Origin of the sequence: Actinosynnema sp. NPDC049800 (genome assembly GCF_040656635.1) — a bacterium.
Taxonomy (GTDB): domain Bacteria; phylum Actinomycetota; class Actinomycetes; order Mycobacteriales; family Pseudonocardiaceae; genus Actinosynnema.
Map to the genome: position 1 here is coordinate 15,989 of NZ_JBFAMT010000072.1, position 22,791 is coordinate 38,779.

The window sequence follows — 22,791 nt, forward strand, 5'->3', positions numbered from 1 at the left end:
TCGTAATCGGCGGCGATTCCTCCTACCTTGGATCTGGTGGAACCGACGATTTCGCACAGCATCGACGTGGCCGCGGCCCCCGGCGTGGTGTGGGCGCTGGTGAGCGATCTGCCCCGGATGGGGCGGTTCAGCCCGGAGAACCTCGGCGGCCGGTGGCTGCGCGGGGCCACCGGACCCGCGGTCGGCGTCGAGTTCCGCGGCTTCAACCGCAACGGCGCCAAGCTGTGGTGGACCACCGCCCGGATCGTGGCCTGCGAGCCCGAACGGCTGCTGACCTTCGACGTGCGGTCGCCGTTGACGGTCCGGGTGGCGCGGTGGTCGTACGTGATCACGCCGACCCGCGACGGGTGCGTGGTGACGGAGAACTGGTACCGGGTGGGCAACTGGTTCGTCCGCCGGTTCCTGGGCCCCCGCGTCACCGGGCGCGAGGACCGGCCCGGCTACAACGTCGACTCGATCAAGCACACCCTGGCGGCGGTCAAGGCGCACGCCGAGTCGCTCGGGGACGTGCGCCGGGCGCGGCGGACCTCCACGTCGAACGCGCCGTGATCGCACGGGCCTGCTTGACCACCGCCTCATCCGGGTAACCACCCGCCATGCTGGGACGACTGGTCGTCGGCGCCGCGCTGGGCGCCGGTCTGGGCGCGGCCTGGTGGGGCCTGCGCGAACTCATCGCCTCCGGGGCCGTCTGCTCGACCGAGGACTGGGACTGCCTGGCCATGGGCCTGTTCGCCATGCCGGTCAGCCTGGTCGTCGGCGTGCTCGTGGCCTGGGCCGTCCTCAAGGCCGCCCACCAGGACCGCCCGCTCGGCTACGCCGCAGTCGGGGTGACGTTCACCGCCGTCCTCACCCTGCTCACCGTCTGGGTCTCGATCCCCGCCGGGTCCGTCGCCGCCGGCGTGATCGGCTTCGTCCTGGCCGCCCCGGTGACAGCGCGGCACCCGGTCGGCCACACTGCTGCCCGTGACTGACACGCCGCACCCCTCGCGCCCGACCGCGGGCGGCTTCGCGTTCAAGGTGCTCCTGCGCGTCGTGGTGTCGGCCGTCACCGGTTCCGCGCTGCTCGTCGCGTGGATCTGGGCCTACCGCAGCGGCGTCCTCGACCGGGTGGTGAACGAGACGACCCTGGGCGAGTTCATCCTGCTGGTCGTGATCGGCCTGCCGATCGCGCTGGTGTTCAGCGCGCTGCTCGCCGGACCGGTCCTGTGGCTGCTGAAGATCCGCCCGGTGTGGCCGATCATCCTGATCGGCCCGGTCATCCTGGGCCTCGCGCACTACTTCGGCGCGCCGGACCGGCTCTCGTCCGTGGGCGACCGGTGGACGGTCCTCGTCCTGCTCGCCGGGGCCAGCTACGGCCTCGCGGGCCTGCTCACCGCCCCCGCGATCCTGCGCCGCCGCAAGAAGTAGCCACCCCGCCGGACCGGGTCACCCTCGGTTGGACCGGGCCACCCCCGTTGGACCGGGTCACTCCCGTTGGACCGGGTCATTCCTGGTGGACCGGGTCACTCCGGCAGCGGCACCGCGTCGAGCACCTCGACCTCAACCGCCTCGAACCGGCACCAGTCCTCCGCCTCCTCCCGGCTGATCGGCCGCGCGCCCTCCGGCCGCCGCCCGCCGGCCACGTCCCACCCGTCCGGCGCGAGCACGTAGAGCCTGCCCCCGCTCACCGCCAACAACCGACCGCGGGGGAACGCCATCGTCGGCTCCGCCCGGAGATACCTCACACCCACCTTGACCTCCCTGGACTGCCCGGCCCTTGACCTCCACCTAACTCCAGCCTGCAGGGTCGGTGGCACGAAAACCGGATGCCGATGGTCGGTCCACCTTCGTACCGTCATGGTGGACCGGAGGGGGACTCGTGTCGGAAGACCGTACTTCCACAGCCGCGACTCTGCGCAGGCTGTGGCCGTACCTCAGGCCCGTTCGCACACCCGTCGTGCTGGCGATGGCCGCCACGCTGCTCGCGATGACGTGCGGACTGGGCATCCCGCTGATCACCCAACAAATCGTGGACGGCCCGATCGCCGACCGCGACCTGGGCGCGTTGCCGCTGCTCGTCGGCGTCATCGTGCTGCTCGGCTGCGCCGAGGCCGCGCTGTTCTACGCCCGCCGCAAGCTGATCGCCGGACCGGCGTCGGACGTCGAGGCGCGGATGCGGGCCGAGCTGTACCACCACCTGCAAGACCTGCAGGTGGCCTTCCACGACCGCTACCAGTCGGGGCAGCTGCTGTCCCGCGCCACCACCGACCTGACCCAGGTCCGGCGCTTCGTCGGCTTCGCCGTGATCTTCCTGGTCGTCAACACCCTGATCGTGGCCGCGGGCCTGGGCGTGCTGTTCTGGCTGTCGCCCGTCCTCGGCCTGATCGTGCTGGCCAGCACGTTGCCGCTGGTCGCGCTGTCCTACCTGTTCGAGACGAAGTTCAAGGTCGTCGCCCGCCGCGCGCAGGACCAGGCGGGCGACCTGACGACCGTGGTCGAGGAGTCGGTCCTGGGCATCCGCGTGCTCAAGGCCTTCGGCCGCGGCCCGCACCTGACCAAGCGGTTCATCCGCCAGGCGCGCGAGCTCCGCGACACCGAGGTCTCGAAGGTGCGGATCTTCGCCGCGCTGTGGGCCGTGCTGATCGTGCTGCCCGAGCTGGGCATCGCCGGTCAGCTGGCGTTCGGCTCGATCGGCATCGCCAACGGCACCGTCACGGTCGGCACGCTCGTCGCCGCCGTCACGGTGAGCGCCTACCTGCGCTGGCCGATCGACTCGATCGGGTGGCTGCTGGCGGAGACGAACTCGACCGCCTCCGCCCTGGAGCGGTACTTCGAGGTGACCGACACCGCGGTCACCGTGACCACGCCCGCCGACCCGAAGCCGCTGGCCGCGCCCGTCCGCGGGCACGTCCGCTTCGAGGGCGTCCGCTACCACCACCCCGGTTCCGACAACGAGGTGCTGCGCGGCGTCGACCTGGACATCCGGCCGGGCGAGACCGTGGCCCTGGTCGGCGCGACCGGGTCCGGCAAGACCACCGTCACCGCGCTCGTGCCCCGGCTGGCCGACGTCACGGAAGGCCGGGTCACGCTCGACGGCGTCGACGTGCGCGACCTCGACCTCGCCGACCTCCGGCGGGCCGTGGGCACGGCGTTCGAGGAGCCGATCCTGTTCTCCGCGAGCGTCACCGAGAACGTGGCCCTCGGCGCGAAGGACGTGAGCGAGGAACGGGTCCGCGAAGCCCTGAAGGTCGCGCGGGCCGAGGAGTTCGTCGACGCCCTCCCGTGGGGGCTCGACACCCGGATCGGCGAGCAGGGCCTGTCCCTGTCCGGCGGTCAGCGCCAGCGCCTCGCCCTCGCGCGCGCCGTCGCCGGCCACCCGGCCGTCCTGGTCCTCGACGACCCGCTCTCCGCGCTGGACGTGCACACCGAGGCCGAGGTCGAGGCCGCGCTGCGCCGCGTGCTCAAGGGCGTCACGGCGCTCGTCGTCGCCCACCGGCCGAGCACCGTGCAGCTGGCGGACCGGGTGGCGATGCTGGTGGACGGCCGGATCGCGGCCACCGGGACGCACACGCAACTGTTGGCGGACAACGAGGACTACCGCAACCTGTTGTCCACTATGGAGGATGAGGAGGTGGCGGCGTGACGAGCGTGACCGAACCCCGGCAGGACGACGAAGCCTGGCGCGGTGTGGGCGCCGAGGACGTCGAAGACGTCGACTACGCCACCGGCGTCAAGCTCCAGGCCCGCTCCCGCCGGCTGCTCGGCGAGCTGATCCGCCCGCACACCAGGGCCGCGATCCTGGCCCTGGTGATCGTGATCGCGGAGAACGTGGTCAACCTGGCCGGCCCGCTGCTCATCGCGGCGGCCATCGACACCGGCATCCCGGCGGCGCTCGACGGCCGCCCCGACGCCCTGGCCTGGTGCGTCGGCGGCTACGTCGCCGCCGCGATCTCCGCCACGCTGCTGCGCTGGTCGTTCGTCCGCCTGACCGGCCGGATCGGCCAGGACGTGCTGCTCGTCCTGCGCGAACGCGTCTTCCGGCACGCGCAGCGGCTGTCGGTCTCGTTCCACGAGAAGTACACGTCCGGCAAGGTCATCTCACGCCTGACCAGCGACGTCGACTCCCTCCAGGACCTGGTCGAGGAGGGCTTGGACGGCTTCTTCACCTCGATGCTGTCCCTGCTGGGCATCTCGGTCGTCCTGCTCTACCTGGACGTCCCGCTCGCGCTCGTCGTGCTGTCCGGCTTCCTGCCGCTGATCATGCTCACCCAGTGGTTCCGCCGCCGTTCCGGCCGGGCATACCGCGACACGCGCGGCGCGATCGCGAAGATCATCGTGCAGTTCGTGGAGACCATGAACGGCATCCGCGCGGTGCAGGCGTTCCGGCGCGAGCGGCGCAACGAGAAGATCATGGGCGAGCTCAACGCCCGGTTCCGCGACGCCAACACCGACGCGATGGGCGTGATGGCAGCGTTCACCTCACTCGTTCGAGTGATCGGCAACCTCTCCCTGGCGGTGATCCTCGCCTGGGGCGCGTTCCGGGTGGCGAACGGGCAGCTCGAACTGGGCGTGCTGGCCGCGTTCACGCTGTACGTGCGGCGGTTCTACGACCCGTTCGACCAGCTCGCGATGTTCGCCAACGCCTACGCCTCGGCGACCGCCGCGTTGGAGAAGATCTCCGGCCTGCTCGAGGAGGAGCCGCAGGTCCGCGAGCCCGAGGAGCCGACGCCCCTGGGCGACGTCCGGGGCTCGGTCCGGTTCGACGGTGTCGAGTTCCGCTACTCGGACTCCGGCCCCGTCGTGCTGCCGCCGTTCGACCTGACCGTGCCCGCCGGGCAGACCGTGGCGCTGGTCGGCGCGACCGGCGCGGGCAAGTCGACGTTGGCCAAGCTCGTGGCCCGGTTCTACGACCCGGCCGAGGGCTCGGTGCGGCTCGACGGGGTCGACCTCCGGTCCGTGGCGGACGCCGAGCTGCGCCGCGCGGTGGTCATGGTGACGCAGGAGAACTTCCTGTTCGACGGGTCCGTGCTGGACAACATCGCGCTGGGCCGCCCGTCCGCGACCCGCGAGGAGGTCGAGGCGGCGGCCCGGGCGGTCGGCGCGGAGGAGTTCATCCGGGCGCTGCCCGAGGGCTACGACACCGACGTGCGCAAGCGCGGCGGGCGGCTCTCGGCCGGGCAGCGGCAGATGGTGGCGTTCGCGCGGGCGTTCCTGGCCGATCCGGCGGTGCTGGTGCTGGACGAGGCGACGTCCAGCCTGGACGTGCCCACCGAGCGCGCGGTGCAGGGCGCGCTGGAGACCGTCCTGGCCGAGCGGACGGCGTTCATCATCGCCCACCGGCTGTCCACCGTGCTGATCGCCGACCGGGTCCTGGTGCTCGACGGCGGCCGGGTGGTGGAGGACGGCACGCCGGAGGAGCTGATCGGCGGGCGCGGCCGGTTCGCCGCGCTGCACACCGCGTGGCGGGACTCCTTGGCCTAGCCCGTCACAGGAGGGTCGTCAGCAGCAAGGACAACCACGCCGCCAGCACACCCGCCACCACGCCGTACGCGACCCACCGCCACACCGGCACCTTCCGCGCCAGCCACACCGACGGGGTGATGCCGCCGACCACCAGGACGTTCGCCAGCACCGCGAGCCACTGGCTGGTCTCGCCCAGCCCGACCGACAGCGTGTAGACGGTGAACGTCACCACGGCGGCGACGATGAAGCTGACCGTGAGCCCGGTGCCCCAGGGGGTTTCCTCCTGGGGCACCGGCTCTTCGGCCTCGACCCCGTCGTCGCCCTCGGCCTCGTCGGCGGCCTCGACCGGCGGCACGTCCACGACCACCAGCTCACCCGTCACGGGATCGGTGTACTCCACCGGTGTGCCCATCTCGGCCGCCAACCTCCCCGCCAGCTGTCGTCCCCGCCTGGTCACGAGGGCGTTCGCGGCGCCGTCGGAGGGCGGGTCGGCCCGCGTCACCGCGTCGGCCACCTTCGCCCACTCGTGCAACGCGTCGGCGAGCCCGGCGCCGAGCGGGAGGGTGTGCGGGTCGACTTCCCGCTCACCCGCGTCGTCGCGGCCCGCGAGCACGGCCCGGCCGTCCTGCACCCGCAGTTCCACCTACGTCCTCCTCTGCTCGGGAGGAGAACGTAGCGCGTTCAGGCGATCGCGTAGAAGGCGATCGCGCCCGCGGTTGCCACGTTCAGGGAGTCGACGCCCTCCGCCATGGGGATCCGGACCGCGACGTCGGCCGCCGCGATGGCCTCGTCGGTCAGGCCCGGACCCTCCGATCCGAGCAGGACAGCGACCTTGCGGCCGCGCAGCCCGGCATCGGCGAGGTTCGCCGAGCCGGCCCTCGGCGTGAGCGCGGCGACCGTGAAACCGTTGTGGCGCAGCAGCTCGAAGCCTTCGGTCAGGTTCGGCATCGACGCGAACGGCACGCGCAGCACGTGACCCATCGAGACGCGGACGCTGCGCCGGTACAGCGGGTCGCTGCACCCCGGGCCGAGCAGCACGCCGTCGATGCCGAGCGCGGCGGCGTTGCGGAACAGCGAGCCCAGGTTCTCGTGGTCGCCGACGCCTTCGAGCACCGCGAGCCGCCGTGCGGACGCGACGAGTTCGGCCACGTCCGGCTGGGGCGCCCGGTCGGCGGCGGCCAGCACGCCCCGGTTGAGGTGGAACCCGACCACCTCGGCCATCACGTCGGCGGAGGTGACGTACGCGGGCGCGGGCAGGTCGCCGAGCGCTTCCACCCTCCGCCGCACGCCGAGCAGCGCGCGCACCGGGTAGCGCGAGTCCAGGAGCCGTTCGACGACCACGACGCCCTCGGCGATGACCAGTCCCCGCCCGCCGGGTCGGTCGGGCCTCCGGTCGGCCGTCGACAGGTCCCGGAAGTCGTCCAGCCGCGGGTCCGCCGGGTCGTCGATCTCGATCACACCGAGGAGTGTGCCACTTATCAACAGGTGAACACCCCTCGTAGATCGGATGTCGCAGCCGCAAGCCGCCAACCAGCACATTCTCGCTGATTGTTACTGCTATGTGACAGAGAGCACCGATTTGGGCGCTGGCGGGCAGATGGTTGCTGTGTCACGGTTGGCCTCCGCTAAGCCCGCCGGAGCAGCCCTACCGATTGGGAGGCGGCATGGGTACGGATGTGTCCAGTCGGACGTTCACCAGAGAGGACCGCCAGCGCTACCGCGAGCGCATGCAGCGGTGCATGGACGCGCTGGGAACCATGCTGGTGGAGGAGAGCTTCTCCTTCCCGAGACAGCAGATGGGGCTGGAGATCGAGCTGAACCTGGTCGACGGCGCCGGTCGGCCCGCGATGGCCAACTCCGAGGTGCTGGAGAAGATCGACGACCCGTCGTTCACGCTGGAGCTGGGCCAGCACAACCTGGAGGTCAACGTCCCGCCGCGCGAGCTGGCCGGTGACGAGACGCTGGACCTGGAGCGGGAGCTGGTCTCCACGCTCGCGGCGGCGGACGTGAAGGCGCACGACGCCGGCACGTCGATCGTGATGATCGGGGTGCTGCCGACGTTGCGGCACGAGCACTTCGACCGGCGGTGGCTCTCGCAGCAGGCCCGGTACACGACGTTGAACGACCAGATCCTCGCCGCGCGCGGTGAGGAGGTCGTGCTGTCGATGGAGGGCGCGCCCCTGCCGGGGCGGGCGGGCGAGCGGTTGTCCAGCTACGCCGAGTCGATCATGCCGGAGGCGGCTTGCACGTCCGTGCAGCTGCACCTGCAGGTGGCGCCGGACGACTTCGCGGCGCACTGGAACGCGGCGCAGGCGTTGGCCGGGGTGCAGGTGGCGATCGCGGCGAACTCGCCGTTCCTGCTCGGGCGGGCGTTGTGGCACGAGACCCGGATACCGCTGTTCCTGCAGGCCACGGACACGCGTTCGCAGGAGCTGAAGAACCAGGGCGTCCGGCCGCGGGTGTGGTTCGGCGAGCGGTGGATCACGTCGATCTTCGACTTGTTCGAGGAGAACGTGCGGTACTTCCCGGCGTTGCTGCCGGAGACCGGCGACGAGGACCCGTTGGACGTGCTCGGGGCGGGCGGGACGCCGTCGTTGACGGAGCTGCGGCTGCACAACGGGACCGTGTGGCGCTGGAACCGGCCGGTGTACGACGTGGTGGACGGCGTGCCGCACCTGCGCGTGGAGAACCGCGTCCTGCCGGCCGGGCCTACGGTGCTCGACACGATGGCGAACGCGGCGTTCTTCTACGGCGCGCAACGGGCACTGACCACTTTGGAACGTCCTTTGTGGAGCCAGATGTCGTTCCACGCGGCGGAGGAGAACCTGTACGCCGGGTCGCGGCACGGGATGGGCTCGCAGCTGTACTGGCCGGGGATCGGCTGGGTGCCGCCGGACGAGCTCGTCCTGCGGCGGCTGTTGCCACTGGCCCACGAGGGGCTGCGGGCGTGCGGCGTGTCCGACGAGGCGTGCGAGCGCTACCTGGGCGTGATCGAGGCGCGGTGCCTGGCGCGGCGCACGGGCTCCCAGTGGCAACGCGAGACGGTCGCCCTGCTGGAGGAACGGGGAGCCGACCGCGACACCGCCCTCACCGCCATGCTGGGCCGGTACGTCGAACTGTCCCACGCCGGCGAACCGGTCCACACCTGGCCCGTGGGCCTCTGACCCGTGCCGTGCGGGTGCGGTGCGTGCCTGCCGTACCGCTGCCCGCCGTCCGGGTGCCGCTGCCCGCCGTGCGGGTGCCTGCTGTGCGGGTGCGGGCGCCTGCCGTGCCGCTGCCCGCCGTGCGGGCGCGGGTGCCTGCCGTACGGGTGCGTGCCGTGCGGGTGCGTGCCGTGCCGCTGCCTGCCGCGTCCTAGGGCGCGGCGGGCGCGGACCGGCTCCGCGGAGCAGCCCGGCGGTCCGAACCCGGCGGTGCGACTCCCCGCGCGGACCGGCGCCGGCGGTCCGTCCGGCTCCAGCGGCCGAGGGGCGGTCCTAGCCCCTCCCCCGCGGGCGGCAGTCCTAGCCCTCCCCCGCGGGCGGGTGTTCCCATCCACGGGCAGCCCAGGAGCGGGCAGTCCGGTGGCCCTGGCCGTTCCTGTCCGAGCGCGATGCCTGGTCCGGGCCGTGCGCCACACCTTCATTCTTCCGGCAACGCTTTCGGCGTTTCCATTGATCCCCGAGCCGGCTCGATTCGCGCGTTCGGGTGATCTTCACGCCCCGACCACCAAGGCCGCACCACCCCATAACCGCAGCTCAGGGCCCAATCCCCGACTCAGCGCCGACGGCCGGCCTTCAGCGGAGCGACGTCGGCGCCGTCGTGGGAGCTGCGGCACTCGTCGGGGGTCACCGCCTCGACCGCCAGGGTCAGCATGCCCTTCACCCCCGTGTAGATGCTCTCGCCCGCCGACGCCAGCGACGTGTGCACCCGGTTCGAGTCGGAGAAGTCCCGCTCGTCCTTCGTGCGCTTCTTCCCGGCCTCCTCGGGCTTGGTCGCGCTGCGCAGGTTGACCTCCAACCACGCGGCGACCTCGGCCGGCGTGGTCAGGACCTCCTCCGGCGTGCGCTCCAGCCGCTCAGCGCGCGGAGAGGCGTGGTCGAGGGAGGTGTGCTCCACGTAGGCGTGCCAATGCGTGTTGCGCAGCGACCACGTCTGCTCGACCGGCCAGTCCTCCTCGGTGCCCATGCGCCTATCTTGCCAGGGTCCGCACGTCCGAGGTGTGGTCAACCCCCATAGGCGACGCCATCCTCCGGTCGTGGATGACGAGCAGCCCGAACGCCCGCCGATCAGCCGTGGGCGCCCGACTTTCCACCAGCACAGCGAACGATCAGGCCCACGCCGACACGACGAGGCCCCGCCACCCGGTGGTACGACCGGGAGGCGGGGCCTCGTCTGTTCCCGAACTGACTGCCGCTCCCACCACGAAGCGACGACGCTTAGGTTAGCCTAACTTCACCGACCGCACCAGTCCTGCGCACCAGCCCGCGCGCGACGAGTTCCACGACCACCGCGATCGCCACCGCCTCGACCGCCAGCAGCGCCAGCAGCACGACGAGCTGCAACGCCCCCGCCTGCCACACCGGCGCGCCGCCGAGCAGCATCCCGACGAACGCACCGGGCAACGTCACCAGGCCGACCGTCCGGGTCTGGTCCAAGGCCGGGATCAACGCCTCGGCGGCCGGCCCCCGCACCAGCTCCCGCACCGCCACCGGCTCGGTGAACCCCAGCGCCAACGCCGCCTCGAACTCGCCGTGCCGGTCCCGCAACGTGTCCAACGTCCGCCGCACGGACAACGTGGTCGCGGTCATCGCCCCACCGATCAGGATCCCCCCGACCGGCACCAGCGCGATCCCCCGCAACGGCACCAGACCGCTCGCCACCAGCGCCACCAGCGCGGGCACCGTCCCGCCGAGGATCGCCGCGCCCACCCACACGCCGCGCCGCCCGGTCTTCGTGCGGGCCGCCGACGTCCCCGTCGCCACGCCCGCCATCACCACCAGGAACGCCGACGTCAGCGGCAACGACGCCAGCACCACCGTGATCACCGCCGACACGGCGGCCAACTGCGCCGTCGCCCGCACGGCCGCCCGGACCACGGGCCGGGGCGACGCCAACCTCGCCCACCACAGCACCGCGCCGGCGACGGCGGTGAAGATCAGGCAGACGACGAGCAGCCGGACCCAGTCCGTTGCGATGACCACCGGACCATTGTCAGACGCGCGCGCGGCGGCGCAGGCCCAGGCGGTGCACCGGCAGCCTCACGCCACCCCGTCGGGCCAGCACGACGCCGCCGACCACGGCCGCCAGGATCGACACCACGCCGCCGACGACCAGCGGCGCCCGCGCGGTGAAGTGCTCGGCCAGCCAGCCCATCACCGGGCCGCCCACCGGGTTGCCGCCCAGGAACACCAGCATGTACAGGCCCATGACCCGGCCGCGCATCGCCGGGGACACGGCCAGCTGCACGGTCGCGTTGGCGGTCGTCGTGAACGTCATCATGGCGATGCCGACTCCGATCAGCGCGAGCCCGGCCAGCCACATCGTGGGCATCAACCCGACCACGACCTCCAGCACGCCGAACGCCAGCGCGCCCAGGATCAGCAGCCTCAACCGCGGCTTGCCGCGCGCGCTGCGCTTGGCCGCCAGCGTCGCGCCGGCCAGCGTGCCGACCGCGAGCAGCGTCGAGAGCAGGCCGTAGGCGGACGCGTCGCCGCCGAACGTGTTGCGCGCCAGCACGGCCAGCGTGACGTAGAAGTTCAGCCCGAACGTGCTGATGAAGAACACCAGGCACAGCAGGATCACCAGGTCGGCGCGCTTGCGCACGTACCGCAGCCCTTCCCGCAGCTGGCCCTTCTCGCGCGGCACGGGGTCGCCGCGGTGCAGTTCGGCGGCACGCATCAGCAGCAGCCCGGCCAGCACGCCGAGGAAGCTGATCGCGTTGATCAGGAACACCCAGCCGGTGCCCACGAAGATGATCATCACGCCGGCCACGGCCGGTCCGACCATCCGGGCCAGGTTGAACGTCATCGCGTTCAACGCCACCGCGTTGGTGAGCTGGTCGCGGCCGACCATCTCGACCACGAAGCTCTGCCGCACGGGCGTCTCCACCGCGGACACCGCGCCGAGCAGCAGGCACAGCAGGTAGACGTGCCACAGCTCGACCAGCCCGGTGACGTCCAGCAGGCCGAGCGTCAGCGCGCAGAGCCCGAGACCGGTCTCCAGCACGAGCAGCAGCTTGCGCTTGTCCATCCGGTCGGCGAGCACGCCCGCCCACAGCGACAGGAACAACGTGGGCGCGAACTGGAGCGCCGCCGCGATGCCGAGGGCGACCGGCGAGCCGTCGGACAGCTCCAGCACCAGCCAGTCCTGCGCGACGCGCTGCATCCACAGCCCGACGAGCGAGACGACCTGACCGGAGGCGTAGAGGCGGTAGTTGCGCACGCGGAGCGAGCCGAACATGCGCTTGCGCGGCGGGGGTGCGGCTGGGTTGCGTTCGACCTGGTCCGTCTCTGCACCACCCGCGTACGCCGGCACCTCGTTACTGCCCCGCCATCCTGTCGATGATCTCGGCGGCACGCGACAACGTGCCCCGGTCCTCCGGTGTCAGCTCGGCCAACCGCTTGTCCAGCCAGGCTTCCCGCGCGGACACCTCTTCGTTGATGTAGCTCAGCCCCGCCTCGCTCAGCTCCACGATGGCCTGCCGGCCGTCGGTGGGGTGGGGGCGGCGCGTGGCGAACCCGTACTCCTCCAGGGCGGCTATCACCCTGGTCATGGACGGTGGCTGGACGCCTTCCTTGGCGGCCAGCTCGCCCGGCGTCAGGGGTCCGCACTTGTGCAGCGTCGACAGCGCGGACACCTGGGTGAGCGAGATCGCGGAGTTCACCCGCTGCGCGCGGAGCCTCCGGTTGAGCCGGACGACGGCCAGTCTCAGCCGGCTCGCCAGTCCCGCTTCAGCCTCGGTCTCCACGTAGTTAGCATACCTCACGATCTCGGCACCCGTCGAAGAGGAGTTGCCCGTCTCAGCCCGCGAGAGCGGCCTGGATCGGTCCGATGGCGAAGTAGACGACGAACGCGGCCGCCACGACCCACATCAGCGGGTGCACGCTGCGCGCACGTCCGGTGAGCGCCCGCAACGCCACGTAGCTGACGAAGCCCGCGCCGATGCCGTTCGCGATCGAGTACGTGAACGGCATGATCACGATGGTGAGGAACGCGGGCAGGCCGACGGAGAAGTCGGCGAAGTCGATCTCCTTCACCTGCATGATCATCAGCGCGCCGACGACGACCAGCGCGGGCGCCGCCGCCTCGATCGGCACCACCGCGTACAGCGGGGTGAGGAACATGGCACCGAGGAACAGCAGCCCGGTGACGACGTTCGCCAGGCCGGTCCGCGCGCCCTCCGCGATGCCGGACGCCGATTCGATGAAGACCGTGTTGGACGACGAGGACGCCGCACCGCCCGCGACGGCGCCCAGGCCGTCCACGAACAACGCCTTCGACACGCCCGGCAGCTGGCCGTCCTTGCCGATGACGCCGGCTTCCTTGCCGAGGCCGGTCATCGTGCCGACGGTGTCGAAGAAGTCCGTGAGCACCAGCGTGAACACCAGCAGCGCGGCGGTCAGCGCGGGCACCCGCGTCCACGCGCCGAACGACACGTCGCCCAGCAGCGAGAGGTCGGGCAGCCCGAACACCTGCTCCGGCAGGCCGGGGTAGCCGAGGTTCCAGCCGGTCGGGTTGGTGCCCTGCGAGGGGCCCGCCTTGACGATCGCCTCCAGCACGATGGACAGCACGGTCGCCGCCAGCACGCCGATCAGGATCGCGCCCTTGACCTTGCGCGCGACCAGGATGCCGGTGACCACCAGGCCGACCACGAAGACGAACGTCGGCCACGACGCGATGGACCCGTTGATGCCGAGCCCGACCGGCACGGTGGTGCCCGCCGCGTCCGGCAGCCGGCGCACGAAGCCCGCGTCGACCAGGCCGATGAAGCAGATGAACAACCCGATGCCGACCGCGATGGCCGCCTTGAGCTCCGCCGGCACCGCGTTGAACACGGCCGTGCGGACGCCCGTGACGACCAGGAGCAGCACCACCAGGCCGTTGACCACGACCAGGCCCATCGCCTCGGGCCACGACATCTGCGGCACGATCGTGACGGCCACGAAGGAGTTGATGCCCAGGCCCGTGGCCAGCGCGAACGGGTAGTTCGCGACGAGTCCGAAGAGGATCGTCATCACACCCGCGACCAGCGCCGTCACCGCCGCGACCTGCGGGATGGTGAGGATGTTGCCGAGGACGTCGACCTTGGCGGAGGGGTCGTCGGCGGCGAAGCTGCCCAGGATCAGCGGGTTCAGCACGACGATGTAGGCCATGGTCACGAACGTGACGAGCCCACCGCGCACCTCCCGCCCGACCGAGGAGCCGCGTTCGGAGATCTTGAAGAACCCGTCCAGCTTGGACCGGGCCGGCGGCTTCTGAGCGGCGGGTGGTGTCTCGGCGGTGGCCATCTCATCTCCTCGATCGGTGGTGCGGGGCACGTGCCTGGTTCGTGCGTGTTCACGTGCCTGTTCGTGCCGGTTCGCGTGCCTGGTTCGTGCGTGCGGAGCAGGCAGAGCGTGCCCTACTCGTGTTTCGGGCGAGTAGCCTGCCCGACGTGGCCGAACAGGAAGCAACTCCCCTCCCACCCCCACCGCCGCTCCCACCGAAGCTGGCCGACCCCGTGCCCGCGATCGTGGTCGGGACGGCCCTGTGGCTGCTGGCGCTGGTCGGGGTGCTGCTGTTCGCGCGCGACGACACCGTCCTGGTCTGGACGTGCCTGTCCGGCGGCCTGCTGGGGATCATCGGCTACGGCATCTTCACCTGGCAACGCTCCGCCGCCCGCCGCGGCAGCCGCACCGCCCAGCAAGGCCAAGGCCTGGAGTGATCGGCACCCGGGCCACTTCCGGCTGAGCACGAGCGACACCACCCAGGCCGCCCCGGCTGACACCACGCTCAGCTGACGCCGGCCGCGCTCAGCTCACACCCGACCGCTCGGTCCACATCCAGCCGCTCAGCCCACACCCGGCCGCACGAGCCGCACCGGCCGCGCTCCGTCACCACCACTCCGCCGCCACCGCTCGCCGCTGCCTATCGCTCGCCGCCGCCCCAGGCCGCGCTCGCCGCCAGCGCCGCTCGACACTCGCCGCCACGTACCGCTCGCCTCCTGGCCACGCACCGCTCGCCACCTGACCACGCACCGCTCGCCACCTGACCGCTGCCGGCCGCCACGCACGGCCCGCCCGCCACGCACTGCCCGCCGCAGCCGACCGCTCACCGCCGACCACCGCTGCCCGCCGCAGCGGACCACTGTCGCGCACTGCTTACCGCCGCGCACTGCTTACCGCCGCCCACCACCGACCGCCGCAGCGAACCGCGCACCGCTCACCGCCGCGCACCGCTCTCCGCGGCCCACCGCGCACCGCTCACCGCCGCGCACCGCTCTCCGCGGCCCACCGCGCACCGCTCACCGCCGCGCACCGCTCTCCGCGGCCCACTGCTCTCCGCGGCCCACTGCTCACGTCGGCCGAGAGCGGTGGGCGCCCAGGGTCTCGGGCTGACACTGAGGGCCGGGGCGCCGCGCCTCCCTCTTTTCCGGCAACAAATCCGGGATTTCCATTCATCCCCGGAGCGGCTTCCACGATCGGGTGATCTTGGCAGCCCGGCCGGTCAGCCCAGCAGCACGGCCGGTGTCGGGTCGGCGATCAGCGCGGCGAACGTGTGCCGATCATCCCAGCGACCCGTCGTCCACGCCAGCGCACGCGCCAAACCCTCGGGCGTGTCGGCGGCGTGCACGACCTCCGATTCCACCCACCACGACACCGAGTGCTCCGCACCCTCCGCGGCCACCACGAGATCGTCGTGCACGATCAGCGAACCGGCCGGCAGGTCGACGCCGAGCAGGTCGCACGCCAACCGCACCGCGCCCAGCTCCGACCAGACCACCTCGTCGCCCTCGCCCACCACCGCACCGGACACTTCCTCCGACGCCAACGGCAGCGCCAGCAGCTCGGCCAGCTCCGCCGCCGCACCGGACGACGCCAGCACCTGGGCCGGCGGCAGCACGCCGAGCAGCCACGGCGAATCCAGCACCAGCACGTCGTCGGCCGGCTCGGCGGCGCCGGTGAGCACCCGCACCCGGTCCGGCGGCTCGACGCTCACCGAGTCCGCCACCTCGGCCAGCGACGCGTGCACCCGCAGCACCAGAGCGTCCGACAGCTTGCGCTCGGGATCACCCAGCCGCGCGATCAGGTCGGTGACGTCGTCGGAGTCCACCACGCTCAACGACGTGCGCACCCCGGCCGCCGCCAGCACGTGCGGCGGCAGCCCGATCGACGGCACCACGTCGTACAGGCCCTCCAGCCCGTCCGCGTCCGGCAGCCGCCACGACCCCAGCGGCACGCCGTCGATCGTCGCGTAGCGGGCCAGCCACCAGCCCGTGTACCCGTCCGGCTCGTTCACCGCACGCCACGCCACCGGGTCGGCGGCCATCATCGCCAACGCCTCCGGCCACTTGTCGCGCGCCACCAGGTCCAGGTCGCGGATGCCGAGCACTCGCGTCGGCGGCACGTCGAACGCGTCCCACCAGTACCCCTCGTCGGCCAGGTCGTGGTCGGGCTCGGTGGGCGAGTCGTCCTCCACCACGGTGAACCCGTCGATCACGCCGACGTCGGTCAACACCGACCGGGGCCACTCGGCCGCCACCGCGGCGTCCAGCACGCCGAACGGCGCGTCGGGCTCCAGCACGGCCAGCAGCGCCGAGTCCGGCAGCACGAGCTCGTCCGCGCGCCGCCACTCGCCGTCCGCCGACGGCAGCGCCAGCTCCGACAGCCACGGCCGCCCACCGGCCCGCGACACCAGCCGCAGCACGGTCCGCACCAGCTCCGGACCGTCCAGCGCGGGGTCGTCCAGGCTCCGGTGCACGGCCTCGCGCACGGCGTCGGAGTCCAGCAGCTCCGCCGGGCCGGCCTCGGTCGCGCCCAACCGCACCAGCAACGGGTGCGCCGCCTCGGGGTGCGCGATCCGCAGCCCCGGCACGGAGAACAGCTCCGTGTCCGTGCCGACCAGCACCCCGCGCGGGCTGCTCACCAGCCGCCCGTCCACCAGCGGCACGGGCAGGCCGCCCATCGCCTCGCGCGCGGTCGAGTCGACGTCGGCGACCGGTGACAGCGCCTCGTACACCTGGCGCCACCACGACGGGTCGCCGCCGACACCGGCCAGCGCGGAGACCACTTCGGGCACGCCGAGGCGCGGCACTTCCAGCGCGGCCAAGGCCTTCGCGTGCGGCGGCAGCGTCAGCTCGTAGTCGAGCAGGCCGGGTATGACGTCTTCCAGCAGCTCGACCAGCTCGAACGACGCGAGGTCGAGCACCTTCGACGCCGACGGCGCGGCCCACTCGCCGTCCGCCAGCGGCAACCACGACGCCGACCTGAGCGCCGCCAGGATGCCCGTCCGCAGCCGATCGTCCACTTCGGACAGCGGGAACCCGGGCAACGGCACCAGCGACGTCCGCTCGACCGCGGGCAGCTTCGCCACCAGCTCCGGGTACGCGAGCGCGGCCTGCTCCAGCACGTAAGACGCCGCCGTGCCCGCCAGCACCCGCCGCCGCGACGGCTCCACCGGCAGCGTCGCGATCAACCGCGCGGGCAGCGACAGCTTCTCGTCGGTCGGCGTCGGCGCGTGCAGCACGTCACCGGACAGCGGCTCGTCCATCGGCCACGCCCAGCACACCGACCACTGCGGCCGGGACTCCACGCCCGCGACCAGCGCCGCCGGCAGCTCGCCGCCGACGCGGTGCACCAGCCACCGCTGCGCCCCGCCGGGCCCGGTCAGCACCACCACGCCGTCGGCCTCGGACCGCTCCCACGCCTCCGCGCCGACCTCGACGCGCCGCAGCCCGGGCAACGCCAGCAGCAGGTCCGGCACCTGCACCGCGAACTCCGCGAGCAGCGCCGCGCCGTCCACCGTCAACGGCAGCCGCACCTCGGTGTCGAACCCGTCCGGCAGGTCAGCCTCGTCCGACGGCCACACCAACCGCAGCACCGGCACGTCACCGCCGCGCGCGGACGCCAGCGACGGCACCGCCTCGCGCGTGCGGGAGGCCGAGAACGCCACCGCGCCGGTCCGCGACACCACGCGCGGCTCCTCGGTCACCGCCAGCACGGCGGCGAAACCGACGCCGAACTGGCCGACCGTGTCCGCGGCCTTCGACGACGCGCGCAACGACGCCAGCGCCGCCACCCCCGCCGCGTCCAGCGGCGCGCCGGTGTTCGCCGCACGCAGCTCACCGTCCACAACGGACAGTCGCAGCACGCCGGGCGCGTCACCGGCCGCGTCGGAGGCGTTCTGCGCGAGCTCCACCAGCAGCCGGTCGCGGTACCCGCCGAGCCTCAGGTCCTCCTCGGCGTTGGCGTCCTCCCGGAACCGCGTGGGCGAGCCGCGCCACGCCGCCAGCACCGACTCGCGCAGCGCCTCGGTGCCGAACGGGTCCGCGCTCACTTCCCGCTCTCGGAGTTGGCCTCGACGTCGAGCACCGCGTCGTCGTAGACGACCTCGGCGACCGGCACCAGCGGGCCGCCCTCCACCTCGACCTCGGAGTGCGCGCCGCACCCGTACTCCACGTGCACGACGTGCCCGTCGGCCGGCGTCATCTCGTTCGCGCACACCCCGTAGGCGGCGCCGAGCGACCCGGCGATGCGGGTGTAGAAGCCGCACGTGCCGCAGGTGGCGGGGGCGCTGCGGGCCATCTCGCTGCGCGGCCCGAAGTCGCCGGCGTGCCAGCGCTGGGCGGCGTCGAGCACGCCCTCCCGCGACAGCACGCGCACGCGGCCGAGACCGACCTCCATGGCGACCTCTTCGACCGCCGGGTCGTCCGAGCCGACGTACCCCGGCGCGAGGCGCGGGTCGTCCTCGGGCGCGGGCAGCAGGTCGCCGACGCCGAGGTCGCCCGCCCGCACCCGCTCGTGCCACGGCACCCACTCGGGCGCGACCAGCGCGTCCTCGCCGGGCAGCAGCACGACCTCGCTGACCGACAGCGGCGTGCCGGGGCCCGCGAACGCGACCGTGACGGCCCAGTTCCAGCCCTGGTAGCCGGCGTGGTCGGCCTCGAACAGGTGCGTCGCGGACACCGCGTCCTCCGCGACGGCGCCCACGTGGTCGCCGACGCGTTCCGCGCCCGCCTCCTCTTGTGCGGCGGCTCGGGCGAGCCGGACTGCCGCTGGGTCGGCGAGCGCTGGATCGGGCTGGCGGGTCGGCGTGGCGGTCACGGGTTGAATTGTGCCGCACGTCTGCGCAGCCCCGCGCACACGTGCCACCCTTTCGGACGTGCGGTGGCTCCTGATGGCGGCGGTCTTCGTCTTGTCGGCGGCGTGCACCACCCCGCCGAGCGGTCCAACGGGCGGTCCGACCCGGGTCGAAGTGCTGGGCACGCTGCCCCACGACCCGGGGGCGTTCACCCAGGGCCTGGAACTCGTGGACGGCGTCCTCTACGAGGGCACCGGTCTGGAGGGGCAGTCCTCGCTGCGCCGGCTCGACCCCTCCTCCGGGGAGGTGCGGCAGCGCGTCGACCTGCCCGGACCCCTCTTCGGCGAGGGCATCACGGTCGTCGGGGACCGGATCTGGCAGCTCACCTGGCGGGACGGCGTGGCCATCGAGCGGGACCGGGACACGCTCGAGGAAGTGAGACGCGTCACGTACGAGGGCGAGGGCTGGGGCCTGTGCCTCGACGGCGGCCGGCTGGTGATGAGCGACGGCACCGACGAGCTGGCGTTCCGCGACCCGACCTCCTTCGCCGAGACCGGCTCGGTCGCCGTGCGCCGCGACGGGGAGCCGGTCACGTTGCTCAACGAGCTGGAGTGCGTCGACGGCCAGGTGTGGGCCAACGTGTGGCAGACCGACGAGGTGGTGCGCATCGACCCGGCGAACGGCCAGGTCACGGCCACCGTGGACCTCAGCGGGCTGCGGCCGGCCGACGTGCCGAAGTCCGACGTGCTCAACGGCATCGCGGCCGTGCCGGGCACCGACGAGTTCCTCGTCACGGGCAAGAACTGGCCGACGATCTTCCGGGTCCGCTTCACGCGGTAGTGACCTACGGTCTCGCACGTGGACATCGACCTCGACAACATCGCCCGCGCCGCCGAGACCATCGACCCCGTCTTCCGCGGCACCCCGCAGTACGTCGACGAGCAGCTCGGCGCGGCGCTGGGCCGCCGGGTGCTGGTCAAGGTCGAGACGGTCAACCCGCTGCGCAGCTTCAAGGGCCGCGGCGCGGACTTCATGGGCGCGACCCTGCCGCCGGGACGCACGGTCGTGTGCGCGTCGGCGGGCAACTTCGGCCAGGCCGTGGCCTACGTCGGCCGCACCCGCGGTTTCCCGGTCGAGGTCTTCGTCTCCCGGGCCGCCGTCCGCGACAAGGTCCGCCGGATGAAGTCCCTCGGGGCGTCCGTGATCGAGGTCCCGGGCGACTTCACCGCCGCCAAGGACGCCGCCCGCGAGCACGCCCAGCGGGTCGGCGCGATCTTCGTCGAGGACGGCCGCGACGTCGCCGTCACCGAGGGCGCGGGCAGCATCGCCGTCGAACTGCTCCGGGCGGGCCGGTTCGACACCGCGGTGGTCCCCGTCGGCGACGGCGCGCTGATCACCGGCATGGCCCGGTGGATCAAGGAGCACTCGCCGGACACCCGCGTCGTCGGCGTCTGCGCCGAGGGCGCGCCGGCCGTGGCCCGTGCCTGGGCCGGCCGCCCGGTGGCCGACACGCCCATCGACACCATCGCCGACGGGATCGCCGTGCGCGTCCCCGTGCCCGCCGCCATCCCCCGGCTGCGAGCCCTCGTCGACGACATGGTCCTGGTGCCCGACGACGCCATTCGAGACGCGATGGCGCTGGCCCGGGGCGCGCTCGGCCTCGTGCTCGAACCGGCGGGCGCGATCGGCCTGGCCGCGATCGCCGTGGCCGACATCCCGGGCGAGACGATCGCCACCGTGCTCACCGGCGGCAATGTGTGAGACAGCCCGCACCGGGTGAGGCAGGATTGAAGGCGTGACACCCCCTCGGCCGGAAGACCAGTCGCGGCGGTACCCGTGGGAGGACGACGAGTACAAGCCGCGCACCCGGCCGTACCCGACCCCGGGCCCGCCGCCACCCCCGCGTGACGAACGCGAATCGGCCCGGTTCACGCCACCGCCGGACGCCGACAAGCCGACCGTCCCGACCCTGCCGAAGAAGCTGACCGTCACCCGCGTGGCGTGGTTCCGGACCCGGCAGCTCAGCAGCCAGGCGCTGGCCGCGTTCCGCAAGGCCGCGCACGCCGACGGCGCCAAGCAGTCCGGCCTGTCCTCCCTCACCTACGCGGTGATGCTGAACTACGCGGCCGACGCGGCGATGGCGGTCGCGCTGGCCAACACCTTGTTCTTCTCGGCCGCCTCCGGCGAGAGCCGGGGCAAGGTCGCGCTCTACCTGCTGATCACCGTCGCGCCGTTCGCCCTGGTGGCGCCCGTGATCGGCCCCGCCCTGGACCGCATCCAGCACGGCAGGCGGGTGGCGCTGGCCGCGTCCTGCGTGATCCGCGTCTTCCTGTCCATCGCGATGGCGCTGAACTTCGACAACTGGGGCCTCTACCCGGCCGCCCTGGGCAGCATGGTCCTGTCCAAGTCGTTCACCGTGCTCAAGGCCGCGATCACACCCCGCGTGCTGCCGCGCGAGATCACCCTGTCCAAGACCAACGCCCGGATGACCGTGTTCGGGCTCGCCGCCGGCGGCGTGTTCGGCGCGGTCGCGGCCGGTTTCGCGAACCTCTTCGGCTCCCCGGGAGCCCTCTGGTTCACCGCCGCGCTCTGCCTGGCCAACGCCTTCTACTGCCTGCGCATCCCCTCGTGGGTCGAGGTCACCGAGGGCGAGGTCCCCACCTCGCTGCGCGCCAAGCCGCACAAACCCAAGCGCCAGGCACTGGGCCGCACCGTCGTGGTCGCCCTCTGGGGCAACGGCGCGATCCGCATGCTGACCGGCTTCCTGATGCTCTTCGCCGCCTTCGTCGTCCGCGCCCAGACCGAGGGCGACGCCCTCATGCAGGTCCTCCTGCTGGGCGTCATCGCCGCCGCGGCCGGCATCGGCAGCTTCCTCGGCAACGCCGTCGGCGCCCGCCTCCAGTTCGGCTCGCCCGACCAGGTCGTCATCGGCTGCCTCACCACCGCCCTGGCCACGGTCGTGCTGGCCGCCGTCCTCCCCGGCCTGGTCACGGCCGCCGCCGTCGGCCTGATCGGCGCCACCGCCAGCTCCCTGGCCAAGGTGTCCCTCGACGCGGTCATCCAGGACGACGTCCCCGACGAATCCCGCGCCTCCGCCTTCGGCCGCTCGGAGACCATCCTCCAGCTCGGCTGGGTCTTCGGCGGCGCCCTCGGCGTCCTGCTGCCCACCGAGTACTGGATCGGCTTCACCGTCCTGGCCGTCCTGCTCGCCGTCGGCCTGGCCCAGACCATCCAGACCAAGCGCGGCTCGACCCTGATCCCGGGCATGGGCGGCGACCGCCCACTGCGGCCCGCGCCCGTCGTGCCCAGGCCGGGCACGTAGGCTCGACCGCCGTGCGCCGAGCCCTGATCCCCGTGTCGCTGCTGGTGGTCCTCTCCGGCTGCGCGACGGCGACCACCGACCCCGAGGTGACGTTCTACGCGGACGGCAAGACGATCAACGTCAGGCCGTCCCAGTACTGCGACCTGCGATCGGAGAACTGCGACGTCGCCCCGGACGCGGTCGGCGTCCTCCGCGTCCGCCCGGGCAAGCCGGTCCAGATCTCCGTCCCGGGCGACCTGGCCAACACCGCCTGGTCGGTCAAGTTCACCTACCGCAACGCCCAAGGCCAACCGCAGGAACCACTGCGAAGCAGGCTGTTCACCGAACGCGACCCGAAGTACGCCTACACCCTCGTGCTCCCGAACCCCGACGACCAGCTGGAGAGCGTCGAGGTCCAGCAGTACGGCGCACGCATCGAGGCGGGCACCACCGGCGCGTTCGACTTCGTCGCCCGGGGCACCTGGGTCGTCTCCATCGACGACCGCCACTAACCCACCCCACCCACGGCCACGTGCGACGTCCCACTTCAGGACGACGACCAGCCGCGCTACCAATCCACAACGGACCCGTAGCGAACCCCACCAAGGCCCTCAACCGCCGCACAACGGACCCGCAGCGAACCCCACCGAGGCCCTCAACCGCCGCACAACGGACCCGCGGCGGACCCCACCGAGGCCCGATTTGACATGGGTTCGGGTGCTTTAGGCTGGTCGAAGCCGGCAGGCCCGGCGGGACGCTTTTCCCCGCCGGGCCTGCCGGCTTTGGCC

General features: G+C 72.6%; 22 protein-coding genes. 12 read left to right on the plus strand and 10 right to left on the minus strand.

Features of this window, described 5'->3' with window-relative positions; genetic code table 11:
- The first annotated feature begins 36 nt into the window (after positions 1-36).
- Genes AB0I91_RS40535 through AB0I91_RS40545 form a run of 3 tightly spaced genes read left to right on the plus strand, consistent with a single transcriptional unit; the run spans position 37 to position 1,407 of the window.
- A complete protein-coding gene (locus AB0I91_RS40535) occupies positions 37-549 on the plus strand; it encodes an SRPBCC family protein (protein ID WP_499612087.1) in 513 nt (170 codons plus the stop codon).
- 47 nt (positions 550-596) lie between these two features.
- Positions 597-971, plus strand: coding sequence for a hypothetical protein (locus AB0I91_RS40540; protein WP_498777563.1), 375 nt, complete (start codon positions 597-599; stop codon positions 969-971).
- The gene (locus tag AB0I91_RS40545) at positions 964-1,407 is read left to right on the plus strand and encodes a hypothetical protein (protein WP_498777565.1); all 444 of its coding nucleotides are present in this window, start codon (positions 964-966) and stop codon (positions 1,405-1,407) included. Before AB0I91_RS40540 ends, AB0I91_RS40545 begins: the two co-directional genes overlap by 8 nt.
- Positions 1,408-1,502: 95 nt before the next feature.
- Here AB0I91_RS40545 and AB0I91_RS40550 read toward each other — a convergent pair whose 3' ends face one another.
- Positions 1,503-1,724 carry a hypothetical protein gene (locus AB0I91_RS40550; RefSeq protein WP_499641668.1) on the minus strand — a complete coding sequence of 74 codons (222 nt, stop codon included), beginning with the start codon at positions 1,722-1,724 and terminating at the stop codon, positions 1,503-1,505.
- Between the two features lie 221 nt (positions 1,725-1,945).
- Here AB0I91_RS40550 and AB0I91_RS40555 point away from each other — a divergent pair, with 221 nt between their 5' ends.
- On the plus strand, positions 1,946-3,622 hold the full coding sequence (locus AB0I91_RS40555) for an ABC transporter ATP-binding protein (RefSeq protein WP_499641670.1): 1,677 nt from the start codon (positions 1,946-1,948) through the stop codon (positions 3,620-3,622).
- Complete coding sequence (locus AB0I91_RS40560; protein WP_498777571.1) at positions 3,619-5,460, plus strand: ABC transporter ATP-binding protein; 1,842 nt, start codon at positions 3,619-3,621, stop codon at positions 5,458-5,460. The genes AB0I91_RS40555 and AB0I91_RS40560 overlap by 4 nt, the downstream gene beginning before the upstream one ends.
- A 4-nt stretch (positions 5,461-5,464) precedes the next feature.
- Here the strand turns inward: AB0I91_RS40560 and AB0I91_RS40565 are convergent, their stop codons facing one another.
- Together AB0I91_RS40565 and AB0I91_RS40570 are read right to left on the minus strand one after the other, a co-directional pair.
- On the minus strand, positions 5,465-6,085 hold the full coding sequence (locus AB0I91_RS40565) for a DUF2537 domain-containing protein (protein ID WP_499641672.1): 621 nt from the start codon (positions 6,083-6,085) through the stop codon (positions 5,465-5,467).
- 38 nt (positions 6,086-6,123) lie between these two features.
- Positions 6,124-6,900, minus strand: a complete 777-nt coding sequence (locus AB0I91_RS40570) for a TrmH family RNA methyltransferase (protein WP_498777575.1) — start codon at positions 6,898-6,900, stop codon at positions 6,124-6,126.
- Positions 6,901-7,106: 206 nt separating this feature from the next.
- Between AB0I91_RS40570 and AB0I91_RS40575 the strand changes: the two genes are divergently transcribed.
- Together AB0I91_RS40575 and AB0I91_RS40580 are read left to right on the plus strand one after the other, a co-directional pair.
- Positions 7,107-8,606, plus strand: a complete 1,500-nt coding sequence (locus tag AB0I91_RS40575; RefSeq protein ID WP_498777577.1) for a glutamate-cysteine ligase family protein — start codon at positions 7,107-7,109, stop codon at positions 8,604-8,606.
- Between the two features lie 23 nt (positions 8,607-8,629).
- Positions 8,630-8,800 (plus strand): hypothetical protein, encoded by a 171-nt coding sequence (locus AB0I91_RS40580; protein WP_499612076.1) that lies wholly within the window; start codon positions 8,630-8,632, stop codon positions 8,798-8,800.
- 398 nt (positions 8,801-9,198) lie between these two features.
- Here AB0I91_RS40580 and AB0I91_RS40585 read toward each other — a convergent pair whose 3' ends face one another.
- From AB0I91_RS40585 to AB0I91_RS40605, 5 genes are all read right to left on the minus strand, one after another.
- Entirely contained in the window at positions 9,199-9,609 is a 411-nt protein-coding gene (locus tag AB0I91_RS40585; protein WP_230569812.1) for a hypothetical protein, read from the minus strand.
- A gap of 251 nt (positions 9,610-9,860) precedes the next feature.
- A complete protein-coding gene (locus tag AB0I91_RS40590) occupies positions 9,861-10,625 on the minus strand; it encodes an ABC transporter permease (RefSeq protein ID WP_499612074.1) in 765 nt (254 codons plus the stop codon).
- Positions 10,626-10,635: 10 nt separating this feature from the next.
- Positions 10,636-11,958 carry an MFS transporter gene (locus AB0I91_RS40595; RefSeq protein WP_499612072.1) on the minus strand — a complete coding sequence of 441 codons (1,323 nt, stop codon included), beginning with the start codon at positions 11,956-11,958 and terminating at the stop codon, positions 10,636-10,638.
- A gap of 4 nt (positions 11,959-11,962) precedes the next feature.
- A complete protein-coding gene (locus tag AB0I91_RS40600; RefSeq protein ID WP_230569809.1) occupies positions 11,963-12,391 on the minus strand; it encodes a MarR family winged helix-turn-helix transcriptional regulator in 429 nt (142 codons plus the stop codon).
- Between the two features lie 52 nt (positions 12,392-12,443).
- Positions 12,444-13,931, minus strand: coding sequence for an NCS2 family permease (locus AB0I91_RS40605; protein ID WP_498777585.1), 1,488 nt, complete (start codon positions 13,929-13,931; stop codon positions 12,444-12,446).
- A 146-nt stretch (positions 13,932-14,077) separates the two neighbouring features.
- Here AB0I91_RS40605 and AB0I91_RS40610 point away from each other — a divergent pair, with 146 nt between their 5' ends.
- Positions 14,078-14,347: a DUF2530 domain-containing protein gene (locus AB0I91_RS40610; RefSeq protein WP_498777587.1), complete on the plus strand. Its 270-nt coding sequence runs from the start codon at positions 14,078-14,080 to the stop codon at positions 14,345-14,347.
- A 782-nt stretch (positions 14,348-15,129) separates the two neighbouring features.
- On the opposite strand, the gene AB0I91_RS40615 is transcribed toward AB0I91_RS40610, so the two are convergent.
- Both AB0I91_RS40615 and AB0I91_RS40620 read right to left on the minus strand, forming a co-directional pair.
- Positions 15,130-17,958, minus strand: coding sequence for a sacsin N-terminal ATP-binding-like domain-containing protein (locus AB0I91_RS40615; RefSeq protein WP_498777589.1), 2,829 nt, complete (start codon positions 17,956-17,958; stop codon positions 15,130-15,132).
- Positions 17,955-18,725, minus strand: a complete 771-nt coding sequence (locus AB0I91_RS40620; protein ID WP_498777591.1) for a DUF3027 domain-containing protein — start codon at positions 18,723-18,725, stop codon at positions 17,955-17,957. The genes AB0I91_RS40615 and AB0I91_RS40620 overlap by 4 nt, the downstream gene beginning before the upstream one ends.
- Positions 18,726-18,798: 73 nt before the next feature.
- Between AB0I91_RS40620 and AB0I91_RS40625 the strand changes: the two genes are divergently transcribed.
- From AB0I91_RS40625 to AB0I91_RS40640, 4 genes are read left to right on the plus strand one after another with little or no spacing between them, the layout of a single operon-like run.
- A complete protein-coding gene (locus tag AB0I91_RS40625; protein WP_499641677.1) occupies positions 18,799-19,542 on the plus strand; it encodes a glutaminyl-peptide cyclotransferase in 744 nt (247 codons plus the stop codon).
- Between the two features lie 18 nt (positions 19,543-19,560).
- Positions 19,561-20,463, plus strand: a complete 903-nt coding sequence (locus AB0I91_RS40630) for a threonine ammonia-lyase (protein ID WP_498777594.1) — start codon at positions 19,561-19,563, stop codon at positions 20,461-20,463.
- A 34-nt stretch (positions 20,464-20,497) separates the two neighbouring features.
- Entirely contained in the window at positions 20,498-22,024 is a 1,527-nt protein-coding gene (locus AB0I91_RS40635; protein ID WP_499641675.1) for an MFS transporter, read from the plus strand.
- Positions 22,025-22,035: 11 nt separating this feature from the next.
- Positions 22,036-22,515, plus strand: coding sequence for a DUF2771 family protein (locus AB0I91_RS40640; protein ID WP_499612064.1), 480 nt, complete (start codon positions 22,036-22,038; stop codon positions 22,513-22,515).
- The last annotated feature ends 276 nt before the right edge of the window (positions 22,516-22,791 follow it).

What these genes read in the sequence shown, in the direction of transcription:
- AB0I91_RS40540 (WP_498777563.1), top strand. Translation starts at nt 597, where the DNA reads ATGCTGGGACGACTGGTCGTCGGCGCCGCGCTGGGCGCCGGTCTGGGC.
- AB0I91_RS40555 (WP_499641670.1), top strand. Translation starts at nt 1,946, where the DNA reads ATGGCCGCCACGCTGCTCGCGATGACGTGCGGACTGGGCATCCCGCTG.
- AB0I91_RS40575 (WP_498777577.1), top strand. Translation starts at nt 7,107, where the DNA reads ATGGGTACGGATGTGTCCAGTCGGACGTTCACCAGAGAGGACCGCCAG.
- AB0I91_RS40585 (WP_230569812.1), bottom strand. Translation starts at nt 9,609, where the DNA reads ATGGGCACCGAGGAGGACTGGCCGGTCGAGCAGACGTGGTCGCTGCGC.
- AB0I91_RS40605 (WP_498777585.1), bottom strand. Translation starts at nt 13,931, where the DNA reads ATGGCCACCGCCGAGACACCACCCGCCGCTCAGAAGCCGCCGGCCCGG.
- AB0I91_RS40625 (WP_499641677.1), top strand. Translation starts at nt 18,799, where the DNA reads ATGGCGGCGGTCTTCGTCTTGTCGGCGGCGTGCACCACCCCGCCGAGC.